Genomic DNA, 21,820 nt, shown 5'->3' on the forward strand with positions numbered 1-21,820 from the left:
GTCGTCACGCCAGAGGGCGGACGTCGCCCAGCGCGGTGGTGCGCAGGGCCCCGTCGCGGCCGACCGAGAGGCGCCAGTAACCGCCTGCCTCGTCCCTGAGCACCACCCCGCCCTCCGGCCGGTCGGAGAGGAACGCCCCGGTCGGCAGGACCGCGGACACCACCGATCCTGTCGCGTCCCTGGCCTCCAGGAGGTCGCCGCCGCGCGGACCGGCCCGCAGAGACAGCGGACCGACGTGCGCCGCCCCCGAGATGACGCCGCGGGCGGTCACGCTCCACCCGGGCGGGAACGCTTCCAGGTCGATGTCGTCGGCGAAGCCGGAGACGAGGTTGACGGCGGTGCCCTCGGCGCAGTACTGCGGATCGATCCGGAGGGGCGTCGGCGGCGAGTCGAGGTCGGGGTCGAAGAGGACGTTGGCGAGATACGGCTGGCGGCAGTGCAGGAGCTCGACGCACGTGGAGCGGGCGGCCACCTTGCAGTTGACCAGACCGAACTGGGCCGGGCCGCCACGGCCGGGATCACCCGCCGAGATCGCCACGTCGGCGCCCTCGAACCAGACGTTCGTGATCCACCAGTCGTTCGCCGGCCCGTCGATCCGGACGTGCGTGCTCGTCGTGTCCGGGTCGTTGTCCGACACGAACTCCGAGTTCACGATCGACAGTCCGGCGTTGTAGTCGCCCCCCGTCCCGAGGACGCCGACGTAGTTGTTCGTGAACTTCGAGGCGGTCACGTAGTTCTGGATGCAGGACGTCACGAGACCCGTGCCGAAGTTGTTGATGTCGCAGTTGACGAAGGTGGTCCCTCCCGTGTTGTCCGACAGGATCACCCCCTGCTGATCCGCGAACTGCGGGAAGTTCTCGGAGAGGTGGCTCCCGCGGAGCACCACCGAGTCGAACGAGCACCGGAAGCACGCGGACAGCGAGACGGCCGAGCCACCCGGCCGGGTCACGTGGACGCCGAACCGCCGGAACGCCACCCGGTGCCTGCCCTCGAGTGCGAAGAGGGCGCCGGACCCCTGGTGGATGATCGTGGTCGCGTCCCCGCCCTCGCCGATGACGACCGAGTAATCGGGCAGCGCCGGCCAGGCCGAGACCAGGTACTTGCCGGCCGGGAGGTAGAGCACGACGGGCCCCTCCGCGCCGGCGTAGGCCTCCGCGATCGCCGCGGTGTCGTCCGCCACGCCGTCGCCGACCGCACCGAGGTCCCGCACGTTCGTCGCGGACGGCAGGACGTCGAGCGCCTCCGCCGAGTCACCGGCCGCTCCCGTGCCGCGCGAGGTACAGGCCGCCGCGACCGGGAGCCCCGCGGCGGCGGCCAGGGTGACGCCGAGCAGCCGGCGCCGGGACACGCTGTCGGACATGCTCACCCCGGTGCTCAGCGGATCATCGGACAGGGACGACGGGTGGATCTCGCGGTTCAGCTCGGCCCGCCCTCGAGCTCCGAGCGCCCGGTCCGCCGGTTCGCATGACGAGCGGACCGGGTGACCGGGGCCAGGGCGACCGTGGCGACGACGGGGACGTCGGCGACCGCGAACGCCTCCGCTGCGTCCCGCGCGGCGCGAACGGTGGTCGTACCGATCTCGCCGACGACCACGGCGCCTGCGCACTTCCACGACGCGGCCAACGTCGCGGCGTCGGCCGGGGCCGCCGCGACCACGATGTGGTCGTACTGCTCACCCAGTCGCTCCAGGAGTGCCGTGCTCCGCTCGGAGTCCAGCAGCTCGACGGTCCGGTCGTCGGTGACACCCAGCGGCACGAACGCGCAGCCGTCCTCCGTCTGCCGCACGACGTCCTCGAACCGGGTCGTCCGCCCGGCCAGCCAGTCCGCGGCACCGGGCACGCCGAGGAGGCCCAGGACCGCGGAGGGCCCGTGCGCGGACGTGTCGGCGTCCACGAGCACGGCCTTCGTGCCGGCCGCGTCGAGCGACCTCGCGAGCCGCAGGCCCACCCACGGTTGCGACCGGCCGGAGATGCTCGTGACCACCAGGGTCGTCGGGCTGGTCCGGCCTGCCCCTCCGGTCACGACCCGGCGCAGCCGCGCGTAGGCGCGCGTCGCCTCCGGCTCGCCGGCGCCGACGGCGAGCACCGGCGCGGAGCACGCATCCCCGAGCTGCTCCGGCCTCCGGACGCGCTGGTCCAGCCGGTCCCGCACGAAGGCGGCCAGCACGCCGAGCACGAGTCCCAGGACGGTCCCGAGGGCCAGGATCTGCATCGCCGGCCGGCCGACCGGGGACGTCGGCCGCTCGGCCGGCTCGATGACGGTCGCCTGCGCGGCGGGCGCCGCGCCGACCACGGTCGTCTCCATCTGGCCGACCATCTCGCCGAACTGCGACGCGAAGGCGTCGGCGAGGAGCCTCGCCCCCTCGGGCGTCGGGTCGGTGGCGGTGATCTCCAGCAGCGCCGTGGCCGGCGGGAACGTCACCGAGACCCGGGACGCGAGGGCCCCGGGGGTGGTGTCCAGCCCCAGCTCGTCGATCACCCGCTCTGCCACGACCGGTCCGCCGGCGAGGTGCGAATAGGTGGTCACCCGCTGCTGGGCGGCCATGCCGCCCTGGAACGAGTCGTTCACCGACGTCCCCGTGGCCATCGAGACGTACAGGGTCGACGTGGCGGCGTAGGTGGTCGGCGCGGTGACCGCGTACGCGACCGCGCCCGCGACGCAGACCGCCAGGACCGCCACGGCGACCACCCAGCGACGCCGCACCAGGCGGAGGAACTCGATCGGTGTCATCTCATCGTTCCCATCGTCTCGGGCAGGCCCACGCCGGTGTCCCGGCTGTCGGGGGTGGTTCGTGGTGACGTCCGCGGCGCAGGACGCGGCGAGGACTGCCGGAGCGTCCGGAGGGCGAGGTCGACCGCCCAGACCGCCACGGCCAGCTGGAGGCCCTTCCCGATGACCTCCATGCTGCCGAGGAACCCGCGTTCGTCGAGGATCGGCGACGTGGCCACGAGAACACCCAGCACGATCACCAGGACGTGCCGGGCGTGCAGTGCACGTGCGGCGAGCACCAGCAGGGTGAAGGTGAACAACGCGACCAGGACGATGCCGACCGTCCCGCCGAGCACGTAGCCCTCGGTGATGCCGCCCTCGGCGAGCGATACCGAGACGGTGGTCATGTCGACGGAGCTCCCGCGGACCTGGCTCGCCCACGCGGTCCCGGACTGCAACTTGTCCGCGCCGAGCAACTGGGAGGGCACCAGGCTCTGCACCCCCGCGGTGAGGACCTCGTCGAGGGTCAGCCACGGCCGGCCGCCCAGGTAATAGGCGTCCGTGGCCGCCTGCAGCAGATCGAACCGGCGCAGGACGCTGAGGAACGGGTGCACCACGGTCGGGTACTGCGCCTCGGTCACCGCCGCCGCCGCCTTCGCCTCGTCCGTCAGCTTGAAGGACTGCAGCCACCCGAATCCGGCCAGCCCCACGACGGCCAGACCGACCGCGACGAGCGTCCTCCGCAGCGTCCAGCCGAGCAGCGCGAAGCGGATCGCGAGGGCCAGCGCGGCAGCGATGATCGGGCTCTTGGACTCGACCGCGATCGCCCATGCGAGCTCCACCACCAGCAGGCAGCCCAGTGCCACCGCGGTCGTCCGGGGCCCGGCGAGGCGCAGGAACAGGATCAGGCCGAGGGCGCCGACGCCGGCCAGCCCGGAGACCAGGGTGAGGACCGGGTTCGCGCTCTCGACCTCGCCCGCGGACGCCTGCTGCCCGGTGAGCAGGGCCGCAGCCCGGGCGAGGCCGCCGATCACGTAGATCGCCAGCAGGGTGTTGATGAGGTCGGGATCGGTCCGCGCGGGGGGCGGGTCCGGCCTCCTCCGCGCCCACAGGGCGTACGCCACCACGATCGCGGCGTAGACCCACAGGCCGAAGACGACCGGCCTCAGCACCTCGGTGATCCCGTGGGGATAGCCGATGAGCGCGAGCCGCTCGTCGGCGAGGTCGTCCCCGAAGCGGGGTTGGGGTTGGACCCACAGCAGCACGAGCGGCCGGGCGACGTACGAGAGCGTCCAGTAGGCGACCTGGCCGAGGAGGAGCACCCGGGCGACCCCGCGGACGGCCAGCGCGGCGACGACGATCGTCGCCAGGGCCGCGAAGGCGCCGCCGATCGTGATCAGTGCCGCGGACACGCCATGACGTCCTTCCCGCTGATCGGGGGGCGAAGGGTAACCCGCATCGCCCTCACCTGAGGGCCGAGACGATCTCCCGGGCCCGATCCGCGTACGTGTGACCGCCGCCGGTGATCCGGCGGTGACCGAGCGCGGCGACCGTGCGCGCCCCGTCGGGGTCCTGCTCGCAGCGCCGCAGGATGTCGTGCAACTCGTCGGCTCCGGAGAACAGGAAGCACTCGGCACCGTCCTCGAGCAGCGACTCGTGCTCGTCGGTGCGCTCGCCGACGAACAGGCCGCCCGCAGCGGGCACCTCGAAGGTGCGGCAGGTGTGCGTGTCGCGGTTGTCCGAGTTGAGGAGGACGAGGTTCGCGGTCACCTGCGCGACCACGGCCGAGAAGTGCTCGCCGTAGACCGGACCACCGACCGTGGCGCCGGTCCGGTGCAGTTGGGGGACCCTCCGCCAACCCGGGCCGCGAACGAGCATCTCCGCGCCGTAGCGCCGGGCCAGCGCCGTCGTCGACACCCGCCGGTCCGGCCTGCAGGCACCGATGAAGCCGACGAGGTACTGCCGGGGATCGCGGCGGGCCACGGGCCGGTGCCAGGCGGGGTCGTAGGCGCTGAGCACGAACGTCGCCGCCCGCACCCCTCTCCCGAGCAGCTCGGGGACGTTGTGCCGCTTCGTCGTCACGACCAGGTCCCACGCGCGCTCGTGCTCGAGATACGCGGGCGAGGTGTTGACGGGGTTCGAGACGTCGTCCGGGCTGTAGTGCACGTGCAGCCCTGCGCGCACCCCGAGCAGCCGCGGCTGGTCCAGGTGGGCGGCGTTGAATGCCAGGAGCAGGTCCGGCCGGAGCGCTGCGGCGGCGCGTTCGATCCGCCGGTGCACCACCTCGACGTCCCAGGGAGCGCGCTCCCCGGTGATCTTCGAGTAGACCCACGGCGGGGAGAGCCGGGCCGGCAGGGTGACCCGGGTGGAGTCGACGACGACGACGTCGTGCCCGGCCGCGCGGAAACCGTCCGCCAGGGACCGGGCATTGCTGCCGACCCAGTCGTTGCCCACGAACAGGACCTTCACAGCGGACTCCTCTCCTCGGAGGGGACCACCGCGGCCGAGGCCCGCGCCCGGGCCGTGCGCCGTTCACGCAGCACGAGCCGGCGCATGCGGTACGCGTACCAGGCCGCGACGCCCACCTCGCTGCAGACCGTGCCCCACACCAGCGTCCAGACCGAGTGCGTCATCGCGGCGACGACCAGCCAGCCGGCCGCGAGCGAGGTGCCGATGATCCCGCCCACGAGCACGCCGGTCGTGTCCCGGCGGACGGTCAGGACGGCCGTGATGACGAACGAGGTCACCGCCGTCGCCGGCAGGATCAGGGCCTCGACCCGCAGCAGCGCCACCGACTCCGTGAACTGGTCGCCGAAGACGACCGCGATCAGGAGCGGCGCCGCCGCCCAGAGCACCGCCGTGACCGCGGTCGCGACGCCGACGGTGCTCAGGAGCGCGAGCGTCGCGCGGCGCCAGAACCGGTCGTCGTCCGCTATCCGGGCCATCCGGGGCAGCAGCGCGAAACCGATCGGGTCGAGCAACGACTGGAGGGCGCGGACGATCCGGTCCCCGGCGGAGAACAGCCCGAGGGAGGCGGCGTCGAGCACCGACGCGTACACCACCCCTGAGCCCTGCCCGTAACTGGCGATCAGCAGACGCGAGGTGAGCACCGGTGCCCCCATGCGCAGCGTCGGCAGCAGCTCGCGCGGTCGCTTCGGGCGCCCGAATCGCCGGATCGTGTCCCTCCAGGTCAGGGCGATCATCGGCAGGGCCGACACGAGCAGGCAGAGGAGCGCGACCACCGCGCTGGGGTACCGCGGGAGCAGGACGATCAGCAGGACGAGGTACACCACCCGGCCGACCGCCTGGTAGGCCATGGAGGCGAAGAACCGGCCCTGCCCGATGAGCACCCAGTCCTCGGTCATGGCGAACAGGCCGCCCGCCGCCAGCCCCAGCAGGATCATCGTGGCGGCCGGCCCCACATCGACGGCCAGACCCACACCCAGGGCGGCGGCGAGCACGGCCAGGATGCCGGCCCGGATCGCCAGGTAGTTGCCGCGGAGCTGGTTCACGTCCGCCTTCGGCAGCATGGCGGACAGGAACTGCGCGATGCCGAGGTCGACGAGCAGCGAGCCGATGAAGTACGCCGACATCCCGATCGCCAGGAGCCCGAGCCCCTCGGTCCCGAGCAACCGGGCGGCCAGCGGCACGGTCACGGCCGTCACCAGGTACTGCCCGTACTTGCCGAAGCTGACGAAACCGATGTCCCGGACGATGCCGAGCAGCCGGATCGCCGTGACGTCGTCAGACATGGCTGCGCCCCCTCCGCCCCGTGCGAGCGCCGACGACCTGTTCCAGGAAGGCGGCGACGTCGCGGGCGGCATCCGCGATCGCGAACCGCTCGGCCCGCGCCGTGCCGCCGTGCGCCAGCCGCTCCCGCAGGCTCCGGTCCTGGAGGAGCCGGTCGAGCGCGGCGGTGAGCTGCCGGTGGTCCCCGCCGTCCACCAGCAGCCCGCTGACCTCCGGCTCGACGATCTCCGCCGGACCTCCTGGCCCCGACGCGATGACCGCGCACCCGGCAGCCATGCCCTCCACCACGACCTGGCCGAACGGCTCCGCGAGCACCGAGCAGTGCACCAGGACGTCGGCTTGCCGCATGTACTCCTGCGGGTCCTCGACGTGCCCGGTGAAGGTCACCGGAAGGCCCAGCTCGTCGGCGAGCTCCTGGAGTCCGGACCGGTACGCCTCTTCGCCGAAGAGCGTCCCGCCGACGAGCAGTACCCGGGCGGGGCGGACCCGGAGCCGGGCCACCGCCCTCAGGAAGACGTCCTGGCCCTTCCAGGGCGTCAATCGCCCGACCACCGCGACGACGGTCCGGTCCGGCGGACGCTGCGGGTCCCGCGGCCCGGGCTCGATGCGGTCGACGCCGGGGTGGGCGACCAGGGTCGGGCGACGCCAGGTGATCAGCTGGTCGAGGGTGGACCGGCTGTTCGCGATGAGGCCGGCCCCGCTGACCCAGCCCAGGACCCGAAGGGCGATCGCCAGCCAGCGCCCGAAGTACTCCCGGGAGACCCGGTCGTGCACGTGCCAGACCAGCGGGACACGCGCACGGCGGCTGGCGACGGCGGCCATGAGCAGCGCCTTGGTGCTCTCGGCGACCAGCACCGAGGCCCCGGTGCGACGGGTGAGGTCGCCCAGTCGCCAGCCCAGCTGGGCGAGGCGGAGCAGTCCCGCGGCGAATCGGCGGATGTCCCGGGTCTGGATCGTCATCGCGCGGCTGTCGAACCTGCCGACGAGGAGGGTGGCCGGGATGCCGGCCTCCCGGGTCCTGGCGAGCATGGGTCCGTCCTCGCAGTACGCCGCCGCCACCTCGACCGTCCCGCGCCCGGCCAGGGCGCGCATCAACCGCAGAGCGGCGAGCTCTGCTCCGGACGGCGCCGCGGTGTGCAGCACGAACAGCGCTCTCGTCGGCGGGGTCACAGCAGATCCCGGTAGAGCTCCGCGTGCCGTTGCGCGGCGAGGCGCCAGGAGAACGTCTCCGCGTGCGCGCGGCACTGCCGAGGGGCCGGGACATCGCCGCCCAGGGCGCGGCTGATGCGCTCAGCGAGCGCCGCCCCGTCGCCGGGGCGCACCACGAGGGAGGGGTCCAGGCCCTGCACGGCGTCCGGCAGGCCGCCGCAGTCCGTCACGACCGGGGCGCGCCCGGCTGCCAGCGACTCCAGGGCGATCAGCCCGAAGCCCTCGAGCGCGACCGAGGGGACCACGGTCACGGCCGCCCGGGAGTAGAGGCCGGTCAGCGTCTCGTCGTCCACCCGACCGACCAGGCGTGCCGTTTCCGCGATGTCGGGCCGTGCGGCCCGTTCCCGCAGGGACGCCTCCTCGCTGCCCGTGCCGACGATCACCAGTCGCGCATCGGGATGCGCGGCTCGCACACCGGGCCACGCGTCGAGCAGGACGTCGATGCCCATCCGCCGTTCGAGGCGTCGTACGCACAGCACCGTCGGGGGTCCCCCGGGAGCCGGGGCCACCTGGAACCGCTCGAGCTCCACCCCCGGTGGGATGACCTGCACCCGGCGCTCGGGGACCCGGTAGGTCTCGACGAGGAGTTCGCCGAACCGCCGCGAGAGCACGACGTACCGATCCGCACGGGCGTAGCGGATCCTCTCCAGGGCGTACTTCAGCGCCGCACCCCGGGAGCCGGCCAGGCGGCTCTCCGCCGCCCACGGCCCGTGGAAGTGGACGACCAGCGGGTTCCGCCCGCGCGCGCCGGACGCAGACCGGCCGTAGAGGCAGAAGTGCCGGTCCAGCACGTGGGGCTCCCGTCCGGGTGCCTGCTCGGTGAACGCCGCCAGCGCTCGGCGCCACGTCGGGCCCCCGACCGGGCCCCACGACGCGCCGCCCGGGGCCGGTCGACCGAAGGCGGAGGCCGACACGGCGACGCCGGGCAGGTCGCGCAGCGCCAGGAAGAGGTCCGTGAAGTACCGGTTCAGTCCACCCGGGGTCGTCGAGAACCACTCCGACCCGGTCATGTGGACCCGGACGTCGGCGGCCGCCGGGGCGGCGCTCCCGTCCTCCCAGCCGTCCTCTGCCGGTCGAGCACCGCGGAGAGCCACGAGGTCAGTCCTCCCCTCGATCGCTCGTCCGGCCGACGTGTGCGGAGCGACGGCCACGCTGCCAGGGCGGGTGCCCGATCGACCTCACGCCAGCTCGACGCGCCTCTTCGGGATCGAGCGCGAGCGGATCCAGACCCGCTCGAGACCGGCGCGGAAGAGCCGGGCGTCGCCGGCGGCGACGTCTGCCCAGGTCACGCACCGAGGGTGGTCGGACCTGATCCGGTGGTGGAAGCGGAGGGTCTCGGTCAGCTTGCTCAGGGACGAGGTCGTGGCGCACAGGTTGAAGGTGGAGTCGCGCCAGGACGCCACGAGCTCACGCATCCCGTAGAAGCATCCCGACGTGGCCACACGCGCGAACAGGTCGACGTCCATGGGGAAGACCAGGTCCCCCCGGATGCCGCCCACCCGGTCGAAGTCGGCCCGCCGGAACATCGCCGCGGCCGTCGGACCGAAGCCGGCCGGTCCCCGGCGCACGATCGTGCGCATGAGTTCCCGCGGCTCCACCCGCCCACAGAGCCCGGGCAGGCCCAGGTCCGTCTCCTTGACCGCCCCCTGCTCGTCGACGACGTCGAACTTGCCGGACACGATGGCCACCGAGGGGTCACCCAGGATGTCCGCCTGAGCCGCGACCGACCCCGCCGCGATGAGGTCGTCCGCACAGACGATCTTCACCAGGCTGCCGGTGGACAGGCCCACGAGCCGGTTCCAGTTGTCCCCGATGGGGAGGACGCTCTCGTTGCGGTGCACCGTGATGCGCGGGTCGGAGAAGGAACGCACGATGTCACCGGTGCCGTCCTCGCTCGCGTTGTCGAGCACGACGACCTCGAGGTCGAGGTCCTGCGCCAGCACCGACTCGAGGGTCTCGGCGACCGTCCGCGCCGAGTTGTAGGCGGGGATGCAGATCGAGATCGATCGGGTCATGGCAGTCGCTCCGTCGCTCGGGCCGATCCGGCGCGCCGGCTCGGCACGGCGCACGACGCACGCCGCCACCCCCAGCCCTTGGCACCTTGCGGTCTGGACGACTGCGGGTCAAGGGGAAGTTGCCCGGCTCCATACCGGTCGGCGTTCCCCGCCCACCGAGGTGCCGGCGGCGCACCCACCACCGGAGGAGCCGGGACCGGGCGCCCGGCCGGACGTGACCGCGATCCCCGCAGCCGCGGCGTGCGACGGCGGGGACGCCGGGACGGATCTGCTCGTCCCCGGCCGGCTCAGCGGGTGACGGAGCGGCCCTCGCCCTGGCCGACCTGCTGGCCGGCCTCGCGGGCGGCCATGCGCTCGCGCTGCGGCACGACGGTGTACTTCGGGTCGCGGGCACTGGCCATTCCGGCGTCGAAGACGCCGAACCGGGTGAGCAGCGACCCGGCGGCCAGCAGCACGCCCGACGCCACCGCCCCGATCCGCGTCCGCCCCGCGACGGCGGTCAGCCCGGCCCCCGCGGCGGTGCAGGTCTTCGCCGCCCGCATCAACGTCCCGGCCCGGCCCTCGTGGTACGGCTCGCTGACGATGCCGTGGTCGTTCTCGACCTTGTGCATCGCGGCCAGCTCGATGGTCGCCCCGGCGATCGCCATCTTCCGCGACGGCCCCGCCTCGTCCACCGGCGTGAAGATCATCGTCAGCCCGCCACCGGCGGCCATCGCCGACCCGGCGAAGACGAACGGCAGCTGCTTGTACGGCGCGTGCCACGACGGGACGGCCGTGTTGGCCAGCAGCACCGCCGTGTAGGTGGCCATCGGCCCGCCGAACAGCGCCGAGACCACCCCGCCGAAGCGCTTCAGCCGCGGGAACCAGTCCAGCAGCTCCACCGCCGCCGTCGCGCCGGCCGCGGCGCTGAACGGCGACAGGATGTAGGTGCCCACCGACAGCGGCGACGTCAGCTTGATCACGCGCAGCATGTGCAGGAACCGCTCGGGCCGGCCGAGGTCGTGGATCAGGAACCCGACGGAGGCGATCGAACCGCCACCGGCGACCAGCCGGCCCACCCGGGTCAGGGTCGGCCGGTCGGTGAGGTCGGCCACCGCGGCAAGGATCGCCGAGGAGCCGGCCGCGCCGCCGAGGAACAGGTACAGCGGGACGTCGGGGGTCTTCCACACCGGCGGCTTGATGATCGGCCGCCCGTAGTACGACGTGAACTCGGCGTCGTCGACCATCGCCTGCTCGGCCGAGCGGCCGCGCCGGCCACCGCCCTTGCGGTAGCGCTTCGGGGGCTTGCGCTCCCCCGGGCCGTCCGCCCGCCGCCAGCCGGCGCCGGGCGTGGTGATCCCCTCGGTCATCGCTACCGCTTCCGTGAGCCGAGGACGGCCGAGACCGCCACGCCGATGATCAACGCTGCACCCTGGGCGGCGGCCTTCCACATCGCCGGCACGTCCCGGGTGGTCACCACCGGGTCCGGCGGCAGGCCGTAGACCTCGGGCTCGTCGAGCAGCAGGAAGAACGCCCCGGCGCCGCCGACGCCGTCGTTCTCGTCGCGACCGTAGAGCCGGGCGGTCTCCACGCCCTGCCCCTTGAGCGTCGCCAGCCGCGCGTCCGCCCGGGCCTGCAGCTCGTCGAGGTCCCCGAACTGGATGGACTGGGTCGGGCACGCGGTGGCGCAGGCCGGCTGCAGCCCGTCGGTGAGCCGGTCGTAGCACATCGTGCACTTGAAGACCCGGCCGTCGTCCTTGCGCTGGTCGATCACGCCGTACGGGCAGGCCGGGACGCAGTAGCCGCAGCCGTTGCAGATGTCGCCCTGCACGACGACGGTGCCGAACTCGGTGCGGAACAGCGCCCCGGTCGGGCAGACGTCGAGGCAGCCGGCGTGCGTGCAGTGCTTGCAGACGTCGGAGGACATCAGCCAGCGGATCTGCTTGTCCGCGCCGGACTGGCCGGTCTGCGGGTCGAACTCGCTCAGCGCCTCCGCGTTGAGCACGCTGCTCTGCTGCGCGTCGGCCAGGCTGACGCCGTCCCCGGGCGTCATCGGCGACGGGCCGCTGCCCTGCCGGTCGTCACCCGGCCGGCCGAAGGTCGGCATCGGGAGGTCGACGGTGCGGGTCTGCTCGACGAAGGCGACGTGCCGCCACGAGTTGGCGCCGAGCATGCCGGTGTTGTCGTAGCTCATGCCCGACATGCCCATGGCGTCGCGCACGCCGTGCGAGTCGTCCATCGGGAGCGTGTTCCACTCCTTGCAGGCCACCTCGCACGCCTTGCAGCCGATGCACACCGAGGTGTCGGTGAAGAAGCCCACCCGCGCGGGGTGCTCCTCCACGTAGCCGGCGTCGGCCGACACGTCGGGCAGCGGGCCGAACAGCCGGTTGCTCGGGTCGTTGCCGGCGAGCCCCGGGCTCGCCGAGCTGATGGAGGTCATGCCGACCTGCTCTCGAAGTCGCTCGTCACTGGGTCGACCCCTCGCCCGCCGAGGCCTCGACCGGGTCGCGGCCGTTCACGCCCACGCGGCCGGACGCCACGCCGGCGCGGCGCCGGTAGGCCTCCACGAACTCCAGCAGCTCCGGCCCGCGGGGACGGCGGCCGGGGACGATGTCGGCGGTGGAGACCTTGTCCTCCTGGATGTGCGTGTTCGCGTCGAGCGCGATGCCCAGCAGGTCGTTCGCCGAGTCCCCGGTGGAGAGCCCGCCGTAGGACCAGTGGTACGGCATCCCGATCTGGTGCACGACCCGGCCGTCGCGCAGCTTGATCGGCCGCACCCGCTCGGTGACCAGGACCTTCGCCTCGATCGCCGAGCGCGCGCTCACCAGCGTGGCGTAGTCGTTGTGCGTCAGCCCGCGCAGCGCTGCCAGCTCCGGGCTCACCTCGACGAAGAACTCGGGCTGCAGCTCGGACAGGTAGGGCAGCGTGCGGCTCATCGCGCCGGCGGTGTGGTGCTCGGTCAGCCGGTAGGTGGTCACCTGGAACGGGAAGACCTCGCTGCGCGAGGGGTTCTCCCGGTTCCACGGCCCGTCGATCCGCTCCACCGTGGGGCTGGCCTGCGTGCCGTAGAACGCGTTCTCTACGACCGACTCCACCGGCTCGTAGTGCGTCGGCAGCGGGCCGTCGACCAGCCCGGCCGGCGCGTACAGCCAGGCCTTCCCGTCGCCCTGCATGACGAACGGGTCGTCGCCGGCCAGCGCGTCCTGCGCCCGGGCGCCCTCCGGCGGCACGTAGTCCGGGCGCTTGTTCTTCTCGAAGTCGGGGACGTCGACGCCGGTCCACTCGCCGGCGGCCTCGTCCCACCAGACGTACTTCTTGCGCTCGCTCCACGGCTTGCCGTCGGGGTCGGCCGAGGCGCGGTTGTAGAGCATGCGCCGGTTGAGCGGCCAGGCCCAGCCCCACTCCGACGCGACGGTGCCCTGCTCCGAGCCCGGCTTGCGGCGCGCGGCCTGGTTGACCCCGTCGGCGTAGACGCCGGTGTAGATCCAGCAGCCGCCGGAGGTGGAGCCGTCGTCCTTCATCTGCATGTAGGACGACAGCGGCTGCCCGTCGGGGCCGGTGCCGTTGATCTCGCGCAGCACGGCGTCGGCGTCGGGGTCCCGGGTCTCCCCGTGCAGCGGGTAGTCCCAGGTCATCCGCAGCAGCGCCTGGTCGCGCGGGTCGGTGGAGTCCTTCAGCCGCTCGCGCAGGATGCGGCCCAGGTGGAAGAAGAACCACAGGTCGCTGCGGGCGTCGTTCGGCGGCTCGACCGCCTTGTGCCGCCACTGCAGCAGCCGCTGGGTCTGGGTGAAGGTGCCGTCCTTCTCCACGTGCGTGGCGGCCGGCATGAAGAAGACCTCGGTGCCGATCGTGTCGGGGGACATCTCCCCCGTCTCGAGCTCCGGGCCCTCCTTCCAGAACGTCGCCGACTCGATCATCTGCAGGTCGCGGACGACCAGCCAGTCGAGGTTGGCCAGGCCGAACCGGTTCATCCGGCCGTTGGGGTGCCCGACCGTGGGGTTCTCGCCGACGAGGAAGTAGCCGCTGACCTTCCCCTCGATCATGTCGGCGATCGTCCGGTAGGAGCTGTGGTCGCCGTTGATCTTCGGCAGCCAGTCGAACCCGAAGTCGTTCTCCGGCTGCGCGGCGTCGCCGAACCAGGCCTTGAGCAGGCTGACCATGTAGTCGCGCTTGTTGCCCCAGAACCCGGCCTTGCCGGCGGCGTCGGCGCAGTACTCGTCCAGCGTCGAGTGCTGCATCGCGTGCGGCATCGGCAGGTAGCCGGGCAGCAGGTTGAACAGCGTCGGGACGTCGGTGGAGCCCTGGATGCTGGCGTGCCCGCGCAGCGCCAGGATGCCGCCGCCGGGTCGGCCGATGTTGCCCAGCAGCGTCTGCAGGATCGACGCCGTCCGGATGTACTGCGCGCCGACGCTGTGCTGCGTCCAGCCCACGGAGTAGACCCACGCCGTCGTCCGCTCGCGGCCGCTGTTGCTGGTGACCCACTTCGCGACCTGCTCGAACACCGCCGGCTCGATGCCGCAGACCTCGGACACCATCTCCGGCGTGTAGCGGGCGAAGTGCCGCTTGAGCACCTGGAAGACCGACCGCGGGTGCTGGAGCGTCTCGTCCCGCTTGGGCTTGGACGGGATCGGCGGGCCGCCGCTGCCGGCCGCCTGCGCCTGGTCGGACTCCCGGACGGCGGGGGCGTCGTCGAGCTGCTCCTGCTCGGCGGCCTCGGCCGGGTCGTCGGCGCTGGACTCCGGCGGGTTCGCCGGCTCGTACGCCCAGCTGTCCTCGTCGTACATCCGGTTCTCGGCGTCGTACCCGGAGAACAGGCCGTCGAGGTCCTCGACGTCGACGAAGTCCTCACCGACCAGGGCGGCGGCGTTCGTGTAGGCGACCACGTAGTCGCGGAAGTAGAGGTCGTTGTCCAGGACGTACCGGATCAGCCCGCCCAGGAACGCGATGTCCGTGCCGATGCGCAGCGGCACGTGCAGGTCGGCCACCGCGCTGGTGCGGGTGAACCGCGGGTCGATGTGGATGATCTTCGCGCCGCGCGCCTTGGCCTCCATCACCCACTGGAAACCCACCGGGTGGCACTCGGCCATGTTGGAACCCTCGATGACGATGCAGTCGGCGTTCGAGAGGTCCTCCAGGAAGTTCGTGGCACCGCCACGACCGAACGAGGCGCCCAGACCGGGCACCGTGGAGGAGTGCTATATGCGGGCCTGGTTCTCGATCTGGATCGCGCCCAGGGCGCTGTAGAGCTTCTTCATGAGGTAGTTCTCCTCGTTGTCGAGGGTCGCCCCTCCGAGGCTCGCTATCCCCATGGTGCGGTTGACGCGGTAGCCGGCGTCCTCGTCCTGCCAGCCCTTGCGGCGGGCCTCCAGCACGCGGTCGGCGATCATCTCCATCGCCGTGTCGAGCTCCAGGTCCTCCCACTCCGTCCCGAACGGACGGCGGTACTTGACCGTGGTGGTGCGGCTCGGGCTGGTGACCAGCTGCTTGCTGGCGCTGCCCTTGGGGCAGAGCCGGCCGCGGTTGATCGGCGAGTCCGGGTCGCCCTCGATCTGGACGATCTGCTCGTCCTTCACGTACACGTTCTGCGCGCAGCCCACGGCGCAGTACGGGCACACGCTCTTGACGACGCGGTCGGCGGTCGCGGTGCGGGACACGACGGCCTCGGTCGCCTTGCTGCGGGCGGCGGTGCCGCGCCCCAGCGGGTCCGAGCCGGTCAGCTGCCGGTACACCGGCCAGCTCTCGAGCCAGGTCTTCACCCGCGTCACTCTGCCACCCGGACGGCGGAGCGGCGCGCCGACGGGGCCCGCGATCTGATCGTGTCCCGTCAGTCCACCCCGGCACGGCGCCGGCGGGCGGGTACCGGGCCCCCCGTGGGTCCGGTCCCCGCCCGCCGGCGTCGCGGGGTCAGCGGGCGGCGCCGTCCCGCTGGGTCGCGGTGAAGGTGAACGTCAGGGCGCTGGACCGCCCGCGCAGCTCGTCGCCCGCCGTCGTGGGGAAGGTGATGGTGGCCAGCAGGTGGTCGACCCCGCCCGGGGCCAGGCCGGCCGCCCCGGAGAGCGGCTCCCGCATGACGATCGGGCCGGCGTAGGAGTCGGTGACGTCGCCGGCGCAGGTGTAGCCGCCGGCGGTTGCGGACCAGTCCTGCGAGCACGACTGGACGCGCAGCTGGAGCCCGTTCACCCGGTCGGTGTCCAGCGGGCTGGACCTCCGCGCCACCGAGCTGAACGTGACCGCCGCGAGCGGCACGTCCCCGTCGTTCACCAGGTCGAAGGGCACCCGCGCGACGTCGCCCGGCAGCATCCTCCCGCCGGTGAACGGCACGCTCGCCGTGCCGGCGGCGGCGGCGTCCAGGCCGATCGAGAGCACGCCGGTGCCCACCGCGGTGTCCACGCTCTCGCTCGCGCTGAAGCCGCCGAAGGTGCCCAGGCCGGCCACCGCGCCCGCCGCGGCGACGACGGCCAGCGTGGCCACGACCTTGGCGGCGGTGCCCTGGCGGGCGAGGGCGGTGCCGGTGCGGCTGGTCACGGTGCTGCCTCCCTGGTGCTGCCCGGGGTGGCCCGTCCATCCCGCGGCAGCACCGACCCTGCGCGCACACCCGCAGGATCCCCTGCAGCGATCCGCAAGAAAGCCGCAGGAGAGCGGCGTCAGCCGCGGGGCGGGCCCTCGCCGTCCCGGAGCCGCCCGGGCATGGCGGCGAGCGCGAGCAGCGCGAGGACGGCGACCGCCCACCCCGCCAGCACGAACAGGTCACCGGCGTGCAGGCCGTGGTTCCGGGACACCGTGAAGAGCACCCGGCCCTCGTTCCGGTATTCGCCGGTGACCAGCAGGAGGGCGAAACCGGTGACGACCCCACCGGCCACGAGAGCGCACAGCCAGCGGAGCATCGACCAACCGTAGTCGGGCACGGCGACCAGGGGGCCGCGCCGCTTCTGGGCGCCCGCCCTCCGGGTCGGCGCACCGCGCCGACGGCCGCCCGGGTCTCACGAGCCGGCGGTCACCAGGGGCTCGACCAGCGGGGCGATCCGGTCGGCGAGGAACCGGTGGCCCTCCGCGGTCGGCGCGTCGGCGGCGGCGTCGAACAGCCCGGGGCCGGTGAGCCACAGCTCGGCCAGCGGGTCGGTGAAGGGCACGCCGGCGGCCTCCGCGGCGGCCGACACCGCGTCCCGGTCGGTGATCACGTAGCCGGGTGCCGGCGTCCTCGGCCACGCCGGGCCGACAGCCAGCAGGTCGGCCTCCGGGGACGCCGCGCGCGCGGCTGCGAAGGACTCCTCCGCGGCGGCCTGGACGTCGGCGGCGGCCGCGTTGTCGTCCCGTGATCCGGCGAAGACCACGACGTCCCAGTCGCCGCCCGCCGCCTCGGCCAGCTGGGCGAAGGTCTGGCCGCCGGGCGGCGTCCGCAGGTAGCCGCTGCCGTCGGCGGCCGCCACCTGCAGCTGCACCGGCGGCCCGTCGGCGGCGATCTCCTCCGCCACCAGCTGCGGCCAGCCGACGGCCCCGTCGGGCACCGCGGTGGTGCCGTCGCCCACGACCAGGACGCGCAGTTCCTGGGCGGCCCCCGGGGCCTCCAGCGGCTCCCCCGCCGACGCCGGGGCGGAGAACCGCGGCGGCGGCGGCCGGTTGGCCAGCAGGTAGGCCATCACGGCGAGCGCGACGACACCCAGCGCCATGACGACCCACGCCCAGCGCGGCGCCGGAGGCAGTCCCCGCACCATTGCCGGGACGGTACGCGCGCGACCGGCCCGCGGGCGACCGCTCAGCGGCCGGTCGGGGAGTCGCCGGCCGCGAGGCGGGCGGCCTGCGCCCGGCGCTGGGCGGAGCGGCGCAGCAGCACCTGCGCCTGGGTGGCGTCGTCGGTGCGCCGGGCGCGCTCCGCCAGGACGTCGGCGGTCTCGAGCAGCAGCGCCACCCGTCGCCGCTCCTCGCGACGTCCGTGCGGGAGGGACAACCGATCGGGCAGCTGACCTGTGGTCATGCCCGCATCGTCGGGGCTCCCGGAGCGCGCCGCGACTCGGCCCGGCGACCGGCCCCGGCGCCGGTCCCCCGAACGGGTGACGCACCGGCGCGACCGCCCGGACCACGCCCGTTCGAACCACCTGGACGCCCGGGACGCAGGCACCGGGAACGGTCCCGGGACGGCCCCGGGAACGGTCCCGTGACGGCCCGGTGAACAGCAGGGTGGCACGCTGGTGCGGGCGTCCGGGCTGGTCGACAGTGGGCCCCGTGAGACCTGACGCCCGCGCCTGGTTCGCCGACCGCACCACCACCGCGCGCTCCCTCGCGCAGCTCGACACCGCCGCGCTGCTGCAGGCCAAGCGCCGCGGTGGGCACCGGGTCAGCGTCGTCCTCCCCGCCCGCGACGAGGAGGCCACCGTCGGCCGGCTCGTCGCCGACCTGCACGAGCACTGGGTGCGCCGGGTGCCGCTGGTCGACGAGCTCGTCGTCGTGGACTCCGACAGCACCGACGCCACCGCCGCCGTCGCCCGGGCCGCCGGCGCCGACGTCGTCGCCACCACCGACGTGCTCCCCGGTCACGGCACCCGCCGCGGCAAGGGCGAGGCGCTCTGGAAGTCGCTGGCCGCCACCACCGGGGACCTCGTCGTCTTCCTCGACGCCGACCTGCTCGGCGACGTCGCCCACTACGTGCCCGGGCTGCTCCGCCCGCTGCTCACCGACCCGCAGGTCGACTACGTCAAGGGCTGCTACACCCGCCCGCTGGCGGTCGGCGACGCCGTGGTGCCGGCCGGCGGCGGCCGGGTCACCGAGCTGACCGCCCGCCCGCTGCTCAACGCCCTGTGGCCCGAGCTCGCCGGTTTCGTCCAGCCCCTGGGCGGCGAGTACGCCGGCCGGCGCTCGGCGCTGGAGCAGGTGCCGTTCGTCTCCGCCTACGGCGTCGAGGTGGGCCTGCTCGTCGACCTGCTGCACCTGGGCGGGCTCTCCTCGCTGGCCCAGGTCGACCTCGGCGAACGCCGGCACACCTCGCAGAGCGTCGAGGCGCTCGGCGCGATGGCCGGGCAGGTGGTCGCGACCGTGCTGGCGCGGGCGGCCGCCGGGCACGAGCCGAGCGGGCTGCTCACCCAGTTCCGGCACGACGGCGCGGGCTTCGTGCCCCGCACCAGCGCCGTCGCCGTCGACGAGCGCCCGCCGATGGCGACCGTGCCCGAGTACCGCGCCCGGCTGGCCGGGTAGCCGCCACCCCCCCTCCGTCGCGGGCCCCGCCGCGGGCGGGCAGGATCCCCGCGTGCCGCTCGACCACCCCGCCGTGCCTCCGCCCTCCCCGTACCGGTGAGCGGTCCCGAGGTCGTCGCCCACCGCGGGGCCACCGCGGGGGCGCCCGAGCACACGCTGGCCGCGTACCGGCACGCCACGGTCGTCGGTGCCGACGCGGTGGAGTGCGACGTCCGGATGACCCGTGACGGCGTGCTGGTCTGCGTCCACGACCGCCGGGTCCGGCACACCTCGAACGGCCGCGGCGTCGTCTCCGCCCTGCACCTCGCCGAGCTGGAGCAGTTCCGGTTCGGCGCCCGCCGCAGCCGGCGGGACCGGTGGAGGGACGACACGATCACCGCGGTCACCGACGAGCCCGACGTCGAGAACGGCCTGGTGCTCACCCTCGACCGGCTGCTCGAGCACGCCTCGGCGACCCCCGGTTCCGTCCGGCTGGCCATCGAGACCAAGCACCCGACCCGGCACACCAGCCGGGTGGAGCAGGAGCTGGTGCGGCTGCTGCGCCGCTACGGGCTGCTGCAGGGCGACCGGCCGGCGGAGTGGGCCGGCCGGCCGGCGTTCCGGGTGATGAGCTTCTCCCAGCGGGCGGTGCGCCGGACCCAGGCGCTGGCCCCGGGGGTGCCGACCGTGCAGCTCATCGGCAAGCGGCTGCGCCCGGTGCGCACCGAGCTCCTGGGCGGCGCGATGAGCGCCGTCGGCCCGGGGATCGCGCTGCTGCGGGCCGACCCGGGGTACGTGGCGCAGGCGCACGCCGCCGGCAAGGAGGTGCACGTGTGGACGGCGAACTCGGCCGCCGACATCGACTTCCTGGTCTCGCTCGGCGTCGACGCGATCATCACCGACCGGCCGGACGAGGCGCTGCGCCGCCTCGGCCGCCTCCCCTGACCACCTGACGCGCCTTTCCGCGGAGACGCCGGGGTGCTTTCCCGCGGAAAGGCTCGTCAGGCGGAGAGGTCGAGGCGGTCCAGCGCCGCGGCGAGGTCGCCCGGGGTGTCGAAGACGTCCAGCGCGCCGGCGCCGCGCAGCTCGTCGTCGCCGAAGCCCCCGGACCGCACGACCAGCGCCGGCATCCCGGCCTTCTTCGCCGCCTCGACGTCGAAGACCGAGTCGCCGACCATCACGCTCGGCGCGTCCGCGGGCTCGCCCAGCTTCTGCAGGGCGACCTCGAGCAGGTCGGGGGCGGGCTTGCTCGACTCGACGTCGTCGCTGGTGGTCCAGGCCTCGGCGAGGTCGCGCAGGTCGAGCAGGTCCAGCGAGTGGTCGACGTGCTTGGCCTTGCCGGAGCTGGCCAGCACGACCCGGTGACCGCGCTCGCGCAGCGCCTGGACCAGGTCGCGGGCACCGGGCAGGGGCGCCACCTCGTCGATCACCCGGTCGAACTCCTCGGTCCAGCGCTCGCGGGCCCGGTCGCCGATCCGCGCCTCGACGTCGTCCCCGCCGAGCGCGGCCGGGAGCCGGTCGCCGCCCATGCCGATCAGCCGGTGGATCCGCCAGATCGGGTAGGTCTCCCCCAGCGACCGCAGGGCCCGGTACCAGGCCAGGGCGTGCTGGTAGTTGGTGTCGACGAGGGTGCCGTCGACGTCGAGGACGGCGATGCGCGGGGAGCTCATGCGCCCGGGCTGCCCACTCGGCGCGCACCCCAACCGGCGCCCCCTCAGGCATAGGAAGCTTTGCCTACGGTCCCCGGGGCGGATCCGTAGGCAAAGCCTCCTATGCCGCGGGGGGCGGGACCGGTCAGCCGGCGTGGACGAGGAGGCCGCGGATGGTCTCGCCGGCCGCCTGGTCGCGGTAGCCCTGGTTCACCTCGTCCAGGGAGTAGCGGCGGGTGATCAGCCGGTCGAGCTCGAGCCGGCCCTCCTCGTGCATCCGGAGCAGGCGCGGGATGTCGGTGAACGGGTTGCAGGAGCCGAACATCGAGCCCTGCACGCGGCTCTCGAACACCGTGGTGACCTGCCCGTTGAGCGTGGCCCGGCCCTCGTCGGGGCGGTCGGCGAGCGCGGTCAGCACCAGGGTGCCGCCCTTGCCGACGCAGGCGGACGCCGCCTTGTAGACCTCGCCCGACGTCTTCCCCACCGTGACGACGACGACGTCGGCGCCGGTGCCCCGCGACAGCTCCCGGGCCAGGGCCGCCGCCTCGCCGGCGTCGGCGACCGTGCGGGTGGCGCCCAGCGACTCGGCGAACTCCCGCTTCAGGGCCACCGGGTCGACGCCGATCACGTGCATGGCGCCGGCGTGCACCGCGCCCTGCACCGCGTTGACACCCACCCCGCCGAGGCCGACGACGACCACGGTGTCACCGGGCCGGACGCCGCCGGAGTAGACCGCCGAGCCCCAGCCGGTCGGCACGCTGCACGCGACCAGCGCGGCGGTGTCCAGCGGCAGCCACGGGTCGATCCTCACGCAGGAGAACTCGCTGAGCAGGGTGTGCCGGGCGAAGGCGCCGATCATGCAGAACCCGCCCAGCGGCTCGCCGTCGAGCCGGTAGGGGAAGGTACCGGTGGGCAGCTGACCCGTGGCGATCGTCGCGCCCTTGTCGCACAGGTTGGACCGGCCCGAGGCGCAGTACCGGCAGTGCCCGCAGGCGGGCAGGAAGCTGGTGACGACGTGGTCGCCCGGGGCCACGCCGGTGACGCCGGCACCGACGGCCTGGACGACGCCGGAGCCCTCGTGCCCGCCGACGATGGGGTACCGCCCGCCGGGGTTGGCGTGCCGCAGGTGCTCGTCGGAGTGGCACAGCCCCGCGTAGGCCATCTCGACCAGCACCTCGCCCGGGCCGGGGTCGAGGACCTCCAGCTCGACGATCTCGTACTCGGTCTCCGGCTCGCGCAGTACCGCAGCTCTCGTCCGCACCGGGCGGCTCCTCCTCGCAGTCGTGGTCGGCGCGCCGACGGCATCCGGAGCCGGACGCACCGCGGGCCATCGTGCCTGGTCAC

General features: G+C 73.8%; 18 protein-coding genes and 1 pseudogene. 2 read left to right on the forward strand and 17 right to left on the reverse strand.

The features are described 5' to 3' along the window. Positions 1-4: 4 nt before the first annotated feature. The 15 genes and pseudogenes from O2W17_RS08080 to O2W17_RS08150 all read right to left on the reverse strand — a co-directional run bounded on the left by O2W17_RS08080 (position 5) and on the right by O2W17_RS08150 (position 17,634). Complete coding sequence (locus O2W17_RS08080) at positions 5-1,360, reverse strand: glycosyl hydrolase family 28-related protein (protein ID WP_269191884.1); 1,356 nt, start codon at positions 1,358-1,360, stop codon at positions 5-7. 56 nt (positions 1,361-1,416) lie between these two features. After that, positions 1,417-2,730 carry a Wzz/FepE/Etk N-terminal domain-containing protein gene (locus O2W17_RS08085; RefSeq protein ID WP_269191885.1) on the reverse strand — a complete coding sequence of 438 codons (1,314 nt, stop codon included), beginning with the start codon at positions 2,728-2,730 and terminating at the stop codon, positions 1,417-1,419. Then, the gene (locus O2W17_RS08090) at positions 2,727-4,121 is read right to left on the reverse strand and encodes a hypothetical protein (protein ID WP_269191886.1); all 1,395 of its coding nucleotides are present in this window, start codon (positions 4,119-4,121) and stop codon (positions 2,727-2,729) included. The genes O2W17_RS08085 and O2W17_RS08090 overlap by 4 nt, the downstream gene beginning before the upstream one ends. Positions 4,122-4,173: 52 nt before the next feature. Then, complete coding sequence (locus O2W17_RS08095) at positions 4,174-5,178, reverse strand: CgeB family protein (protein ID WP_269191887.1); 1,005 nt, start codon at positions 5,176-5,178, stop codon at positions 4,174-4,176. Beyond that, positions 5,175-6,461 carry a lipopolysaccharide biosynthesis protein gene (locus O2W17_RS08100; protein WP_269191888.1) on the reverse strand — a complete coding sequence of 429 codons (1,287 nt, stop codon included), beginning with the start codon at positions 6,459-6,461 and terminating at the stop codon, positions 5,175-5,177. Before O2W17_RS08100 ends, O2W17_RS08095 begins: the two co-directional genes overlap by 4 nt. Further along, a complete protein-coding gene (locus O2W17_RS08105; protein WP_269191889.1) occupies positions 6,454-7,629 on the reverse strand; it encodes a glycosyltransferase family 4 protein in 1,176 nt (391 codons plus the stop codon). Before O2W17_RS08105 ends, O2W17_RS08100 begins: the two co-directional genes overlap by 8 nt. After that, positions 7,626-8,762 carry a glycosyltransferase family 4 protein gene (locus O2W17_RS08110; protein WP_269191890.1) on the reverse strand — a complete coding sequence of 379 codons (1,137 nt, stop codon included), beginning with the start codon at positions 8,760-8,762 and terminating at the stop codon, positions 7,626-7,628. Before O2W17_RS08110 ends, O2W17_RS08105 begins: the two co-directional genes overlap by 4 nt. 84 nt (positions 8,763-8,846) lie before the next feature. Beyond that, positions 8,847-9,683 (reverse strand): glycosyltransferase family 2 protein, encoded by an 837-nt coding sequence (locus O2W17_RS08115; protein WP_269191891.1) that lies wholly within the window; start codon positions 9,681-9,683, stop codon positions 8,847-8,849. Positions 9,684-9,970: 287 nt separating this feature from the next. After that, positions 9,971-11,032, reverse strand: coding sequence for an NrfD/PsrC family molybdoenzyme membrane anchor subunit (nrfD, locus tag O2W17_RS08120; RefSeq protein ID WP_269191892.1), 1,062 nt, complete (start codon positions 11,030-11,032; stop codon positions 9,971-9,973). A 2-nt stretch (positions 11,033-11,034) separates the two neighbouring features. After that, on the reverse strand, positions 11,035-12,102 hold the full coding sequence (locus O2W17_RS08125) for a 4Fe-4S dicluster domain-containing protein (protein ID WP_269191893.1): 1,068 nt from the start codon (positions 12,100-12,102) through the stop codon (positions 11,035-11,037). Between the two features lie 25 nt (positions 12,103-12,127). Beyond that, a pseudogene (fdh, locus tag O2W17_RS08130) lies at positions 12,128-15,418 on the reverse strand (formate dehydrogenase). Between the two features lie 148 nt (positions 15,419-15,566). Further along, the gene (locus O2W17_RS08135; protein WP_269191894.1) at positions 15,567-16,187 is read right to left on the reverse strand and encodes a hypothetical protein; all 621 of its coding nucleotides are present in this window, start codon (positions 16,185-16,187) and stop codon (positions 15,567-15,569) included. Positions 16,188-16,306: 119 nt separating this feature from the next. Further along, positions 16,307-16,546, reverse strand: a complete 240-nt coding sequence (locus O2W17_RS08140; protein WP_269191895.1) for a hypothetical protein — start codon at positions 16,544-16,546, stop codon at positions 16,307-16,309. Between the two features lie 96 nt (positions 16,547-16,642). Continuing rightward, the gene (locus O2W17_RS08145) at positions 16,643-17,374 is read right to left on the reverse strand and encodes a hypothetical protein (RefSeq protein ID WP_269191896.1); all 732 of its coding nucleotides are present in this window, start codon (positions 17,372-17,374) and stop codon (positions 16,643-16,645) included. A gap of 41 nt (positions 17,375-17,415) precedes the next feature. Then, positions 17,416-17,634, reverse strand: a complete 219-nt coding sequence (locus O2W17_RS08150) for a hypothetical protein (RefSeq protein ID WP_269191897.1) — start codon at positions 17,632-17,634, stop codon at positions 17,416-17,418. A 248-nt stretch (positions 17,635-17,882) separates the two neighbouring features. On the opposite strand from O2W17_RS08150, the gene O2W17_RS08155 reads away from it, so the two are divergent. Then, a complete protein-coding gene (locus O2W17_RS08155; RefSeq protein WP_269191898.1) occupies positions 17,883-18,848 on the forward strand; it encodes a glucosyl-3-phosphoglycerate synthase in 966 nt (321 codons plus the stop codon). 96 nt (positions 18,849-18,944) lie between these two features. Next, positions 18,945-19,772 carry a glycerophosphodiester phosphodiesterase gene (locus tag O2W17_RS08160; protein ID WP_269191899.1) on the forward strand — a complete coding sequence of 276 codons (828 nt, stop codon included), beginning with the start codon at positions 18,945-18,947 and terminating at the stop codon, positions 19,770-19,772. A gap of 56 nt (positions 19,773-19,828) precedes the next feature. Here O2W17_RS08160 and O2W17_RS08165 read toward each other — a convergent pair whose 3' ends face one another. Both O2W17_RS08165 and O2W17_RS08170 read right to left on the reverse strand, forming a co-directional pair. Continuing rightward, a complete protein-coding gene (locus O2W17_RS08165) occupies positions 19,829-20,497 on the reverse strand; it encodes an HAD family hydrolase (protein ID WP_269191900.1) in 669 nt (222 codons plus the stop codon). Positions 20,498-20,621: 124 nt separating this feature from the next. After that, the gene (locus O2W17_RS08170; RefSeq protein ID WP_269191901.1) at positions 20,622-21,737 is read right to left on the reverse strand and encodes an NDMA-dependent alcohol dehydrogenase; all 1,116 of its coding nucleotides are present in this window, start codon (positions 21,735-21,737) and stop codon (positions 20,622-20,624) included. Positions 21,738-21,820 lie beyond the last annotated feature (83 nt).

Origin of the sequence: Blastococcus sp. VKM Ac-2987, from assembly GCF_026967805.1 — a bacterium.
In the GTDB taxonomy this organism is placed as follows: Bacteria; Actinomycetota; Actinomycetes; order Mycobacteriales; family Geodermatophilaceae; genus Blastococcus.

Coding starts and splice junctions, on each gene's coding strand:
- O2W17_RS08165 (WP_269191900.1), bottom strand. CDS start 20,497: ATGAGCTCCCCGCGCATCGCCGTCCTCGACGTCGACGGCACCCTCGTC.
- O2W17_RS08145 (WP_269191896.1), bottom strand. CDS start 17,374: ATGGTGCGGGGACTGCCTCCGGCGCCGCGCTGGGCGTGGGTCGTCATG.
- nrfD (WP_269191892.1), bottom strand. CDS start 11,032: ATGACCGAGGGGATCACCACGCCCGGCGCCGGCTGGCGGCGGGCGGAC.
- O2W17_RS08150 (WP_269191897.1), bottom strand. CDS start 17,634: ATGACCACAGGTCAGCTGCCCGATCGGTTGTCCCTCCCGCACGGACGT.
- O2W17_RS08100 (WP_269191888.1), bottom strand. CDS start 6,461: ATGTCTGACGACGTCACGGCGATCCGGCTGCTCGGCATCGTCCGGGAC.
- O2W17_RS08085 (WP_269191885.1), bottom strand. CDS start 2,730: ATGACACCGATCGAGTTCCTCCGCCTGGTGCGGCGTCGCTGGGTGGTC.
- O2W17_RS08080 (WP_269191884.1), bottom strand. CDS start 1,360: ATGTCCGACAGCGTGTCCCGGCGCCGGCTGCTCGGCGTCACCCTGGCC.
- O2W17_RS08140 (WP_269191895.1), bottom strand. CDS start 16,546: ATGCTCCGCTGGCTGTGCGCTCTCGTGGCCGGTGGGGTCGTCACCGGT.
- O2W17_RS08115 (WP_269191891.1), bottom strand. CDS start 9,683: ATGACCCGATCGATCTCGATCTGCATCCCCGCCTACAACTCGGCGCGG.
- O2W17_RS08125 (WP_269191893.1), bottom strand. CDS start 12,102: ATGACCTCCATCAGCTCGGCGAGCCCGGGGCTCGCCGGCAACGACCCG.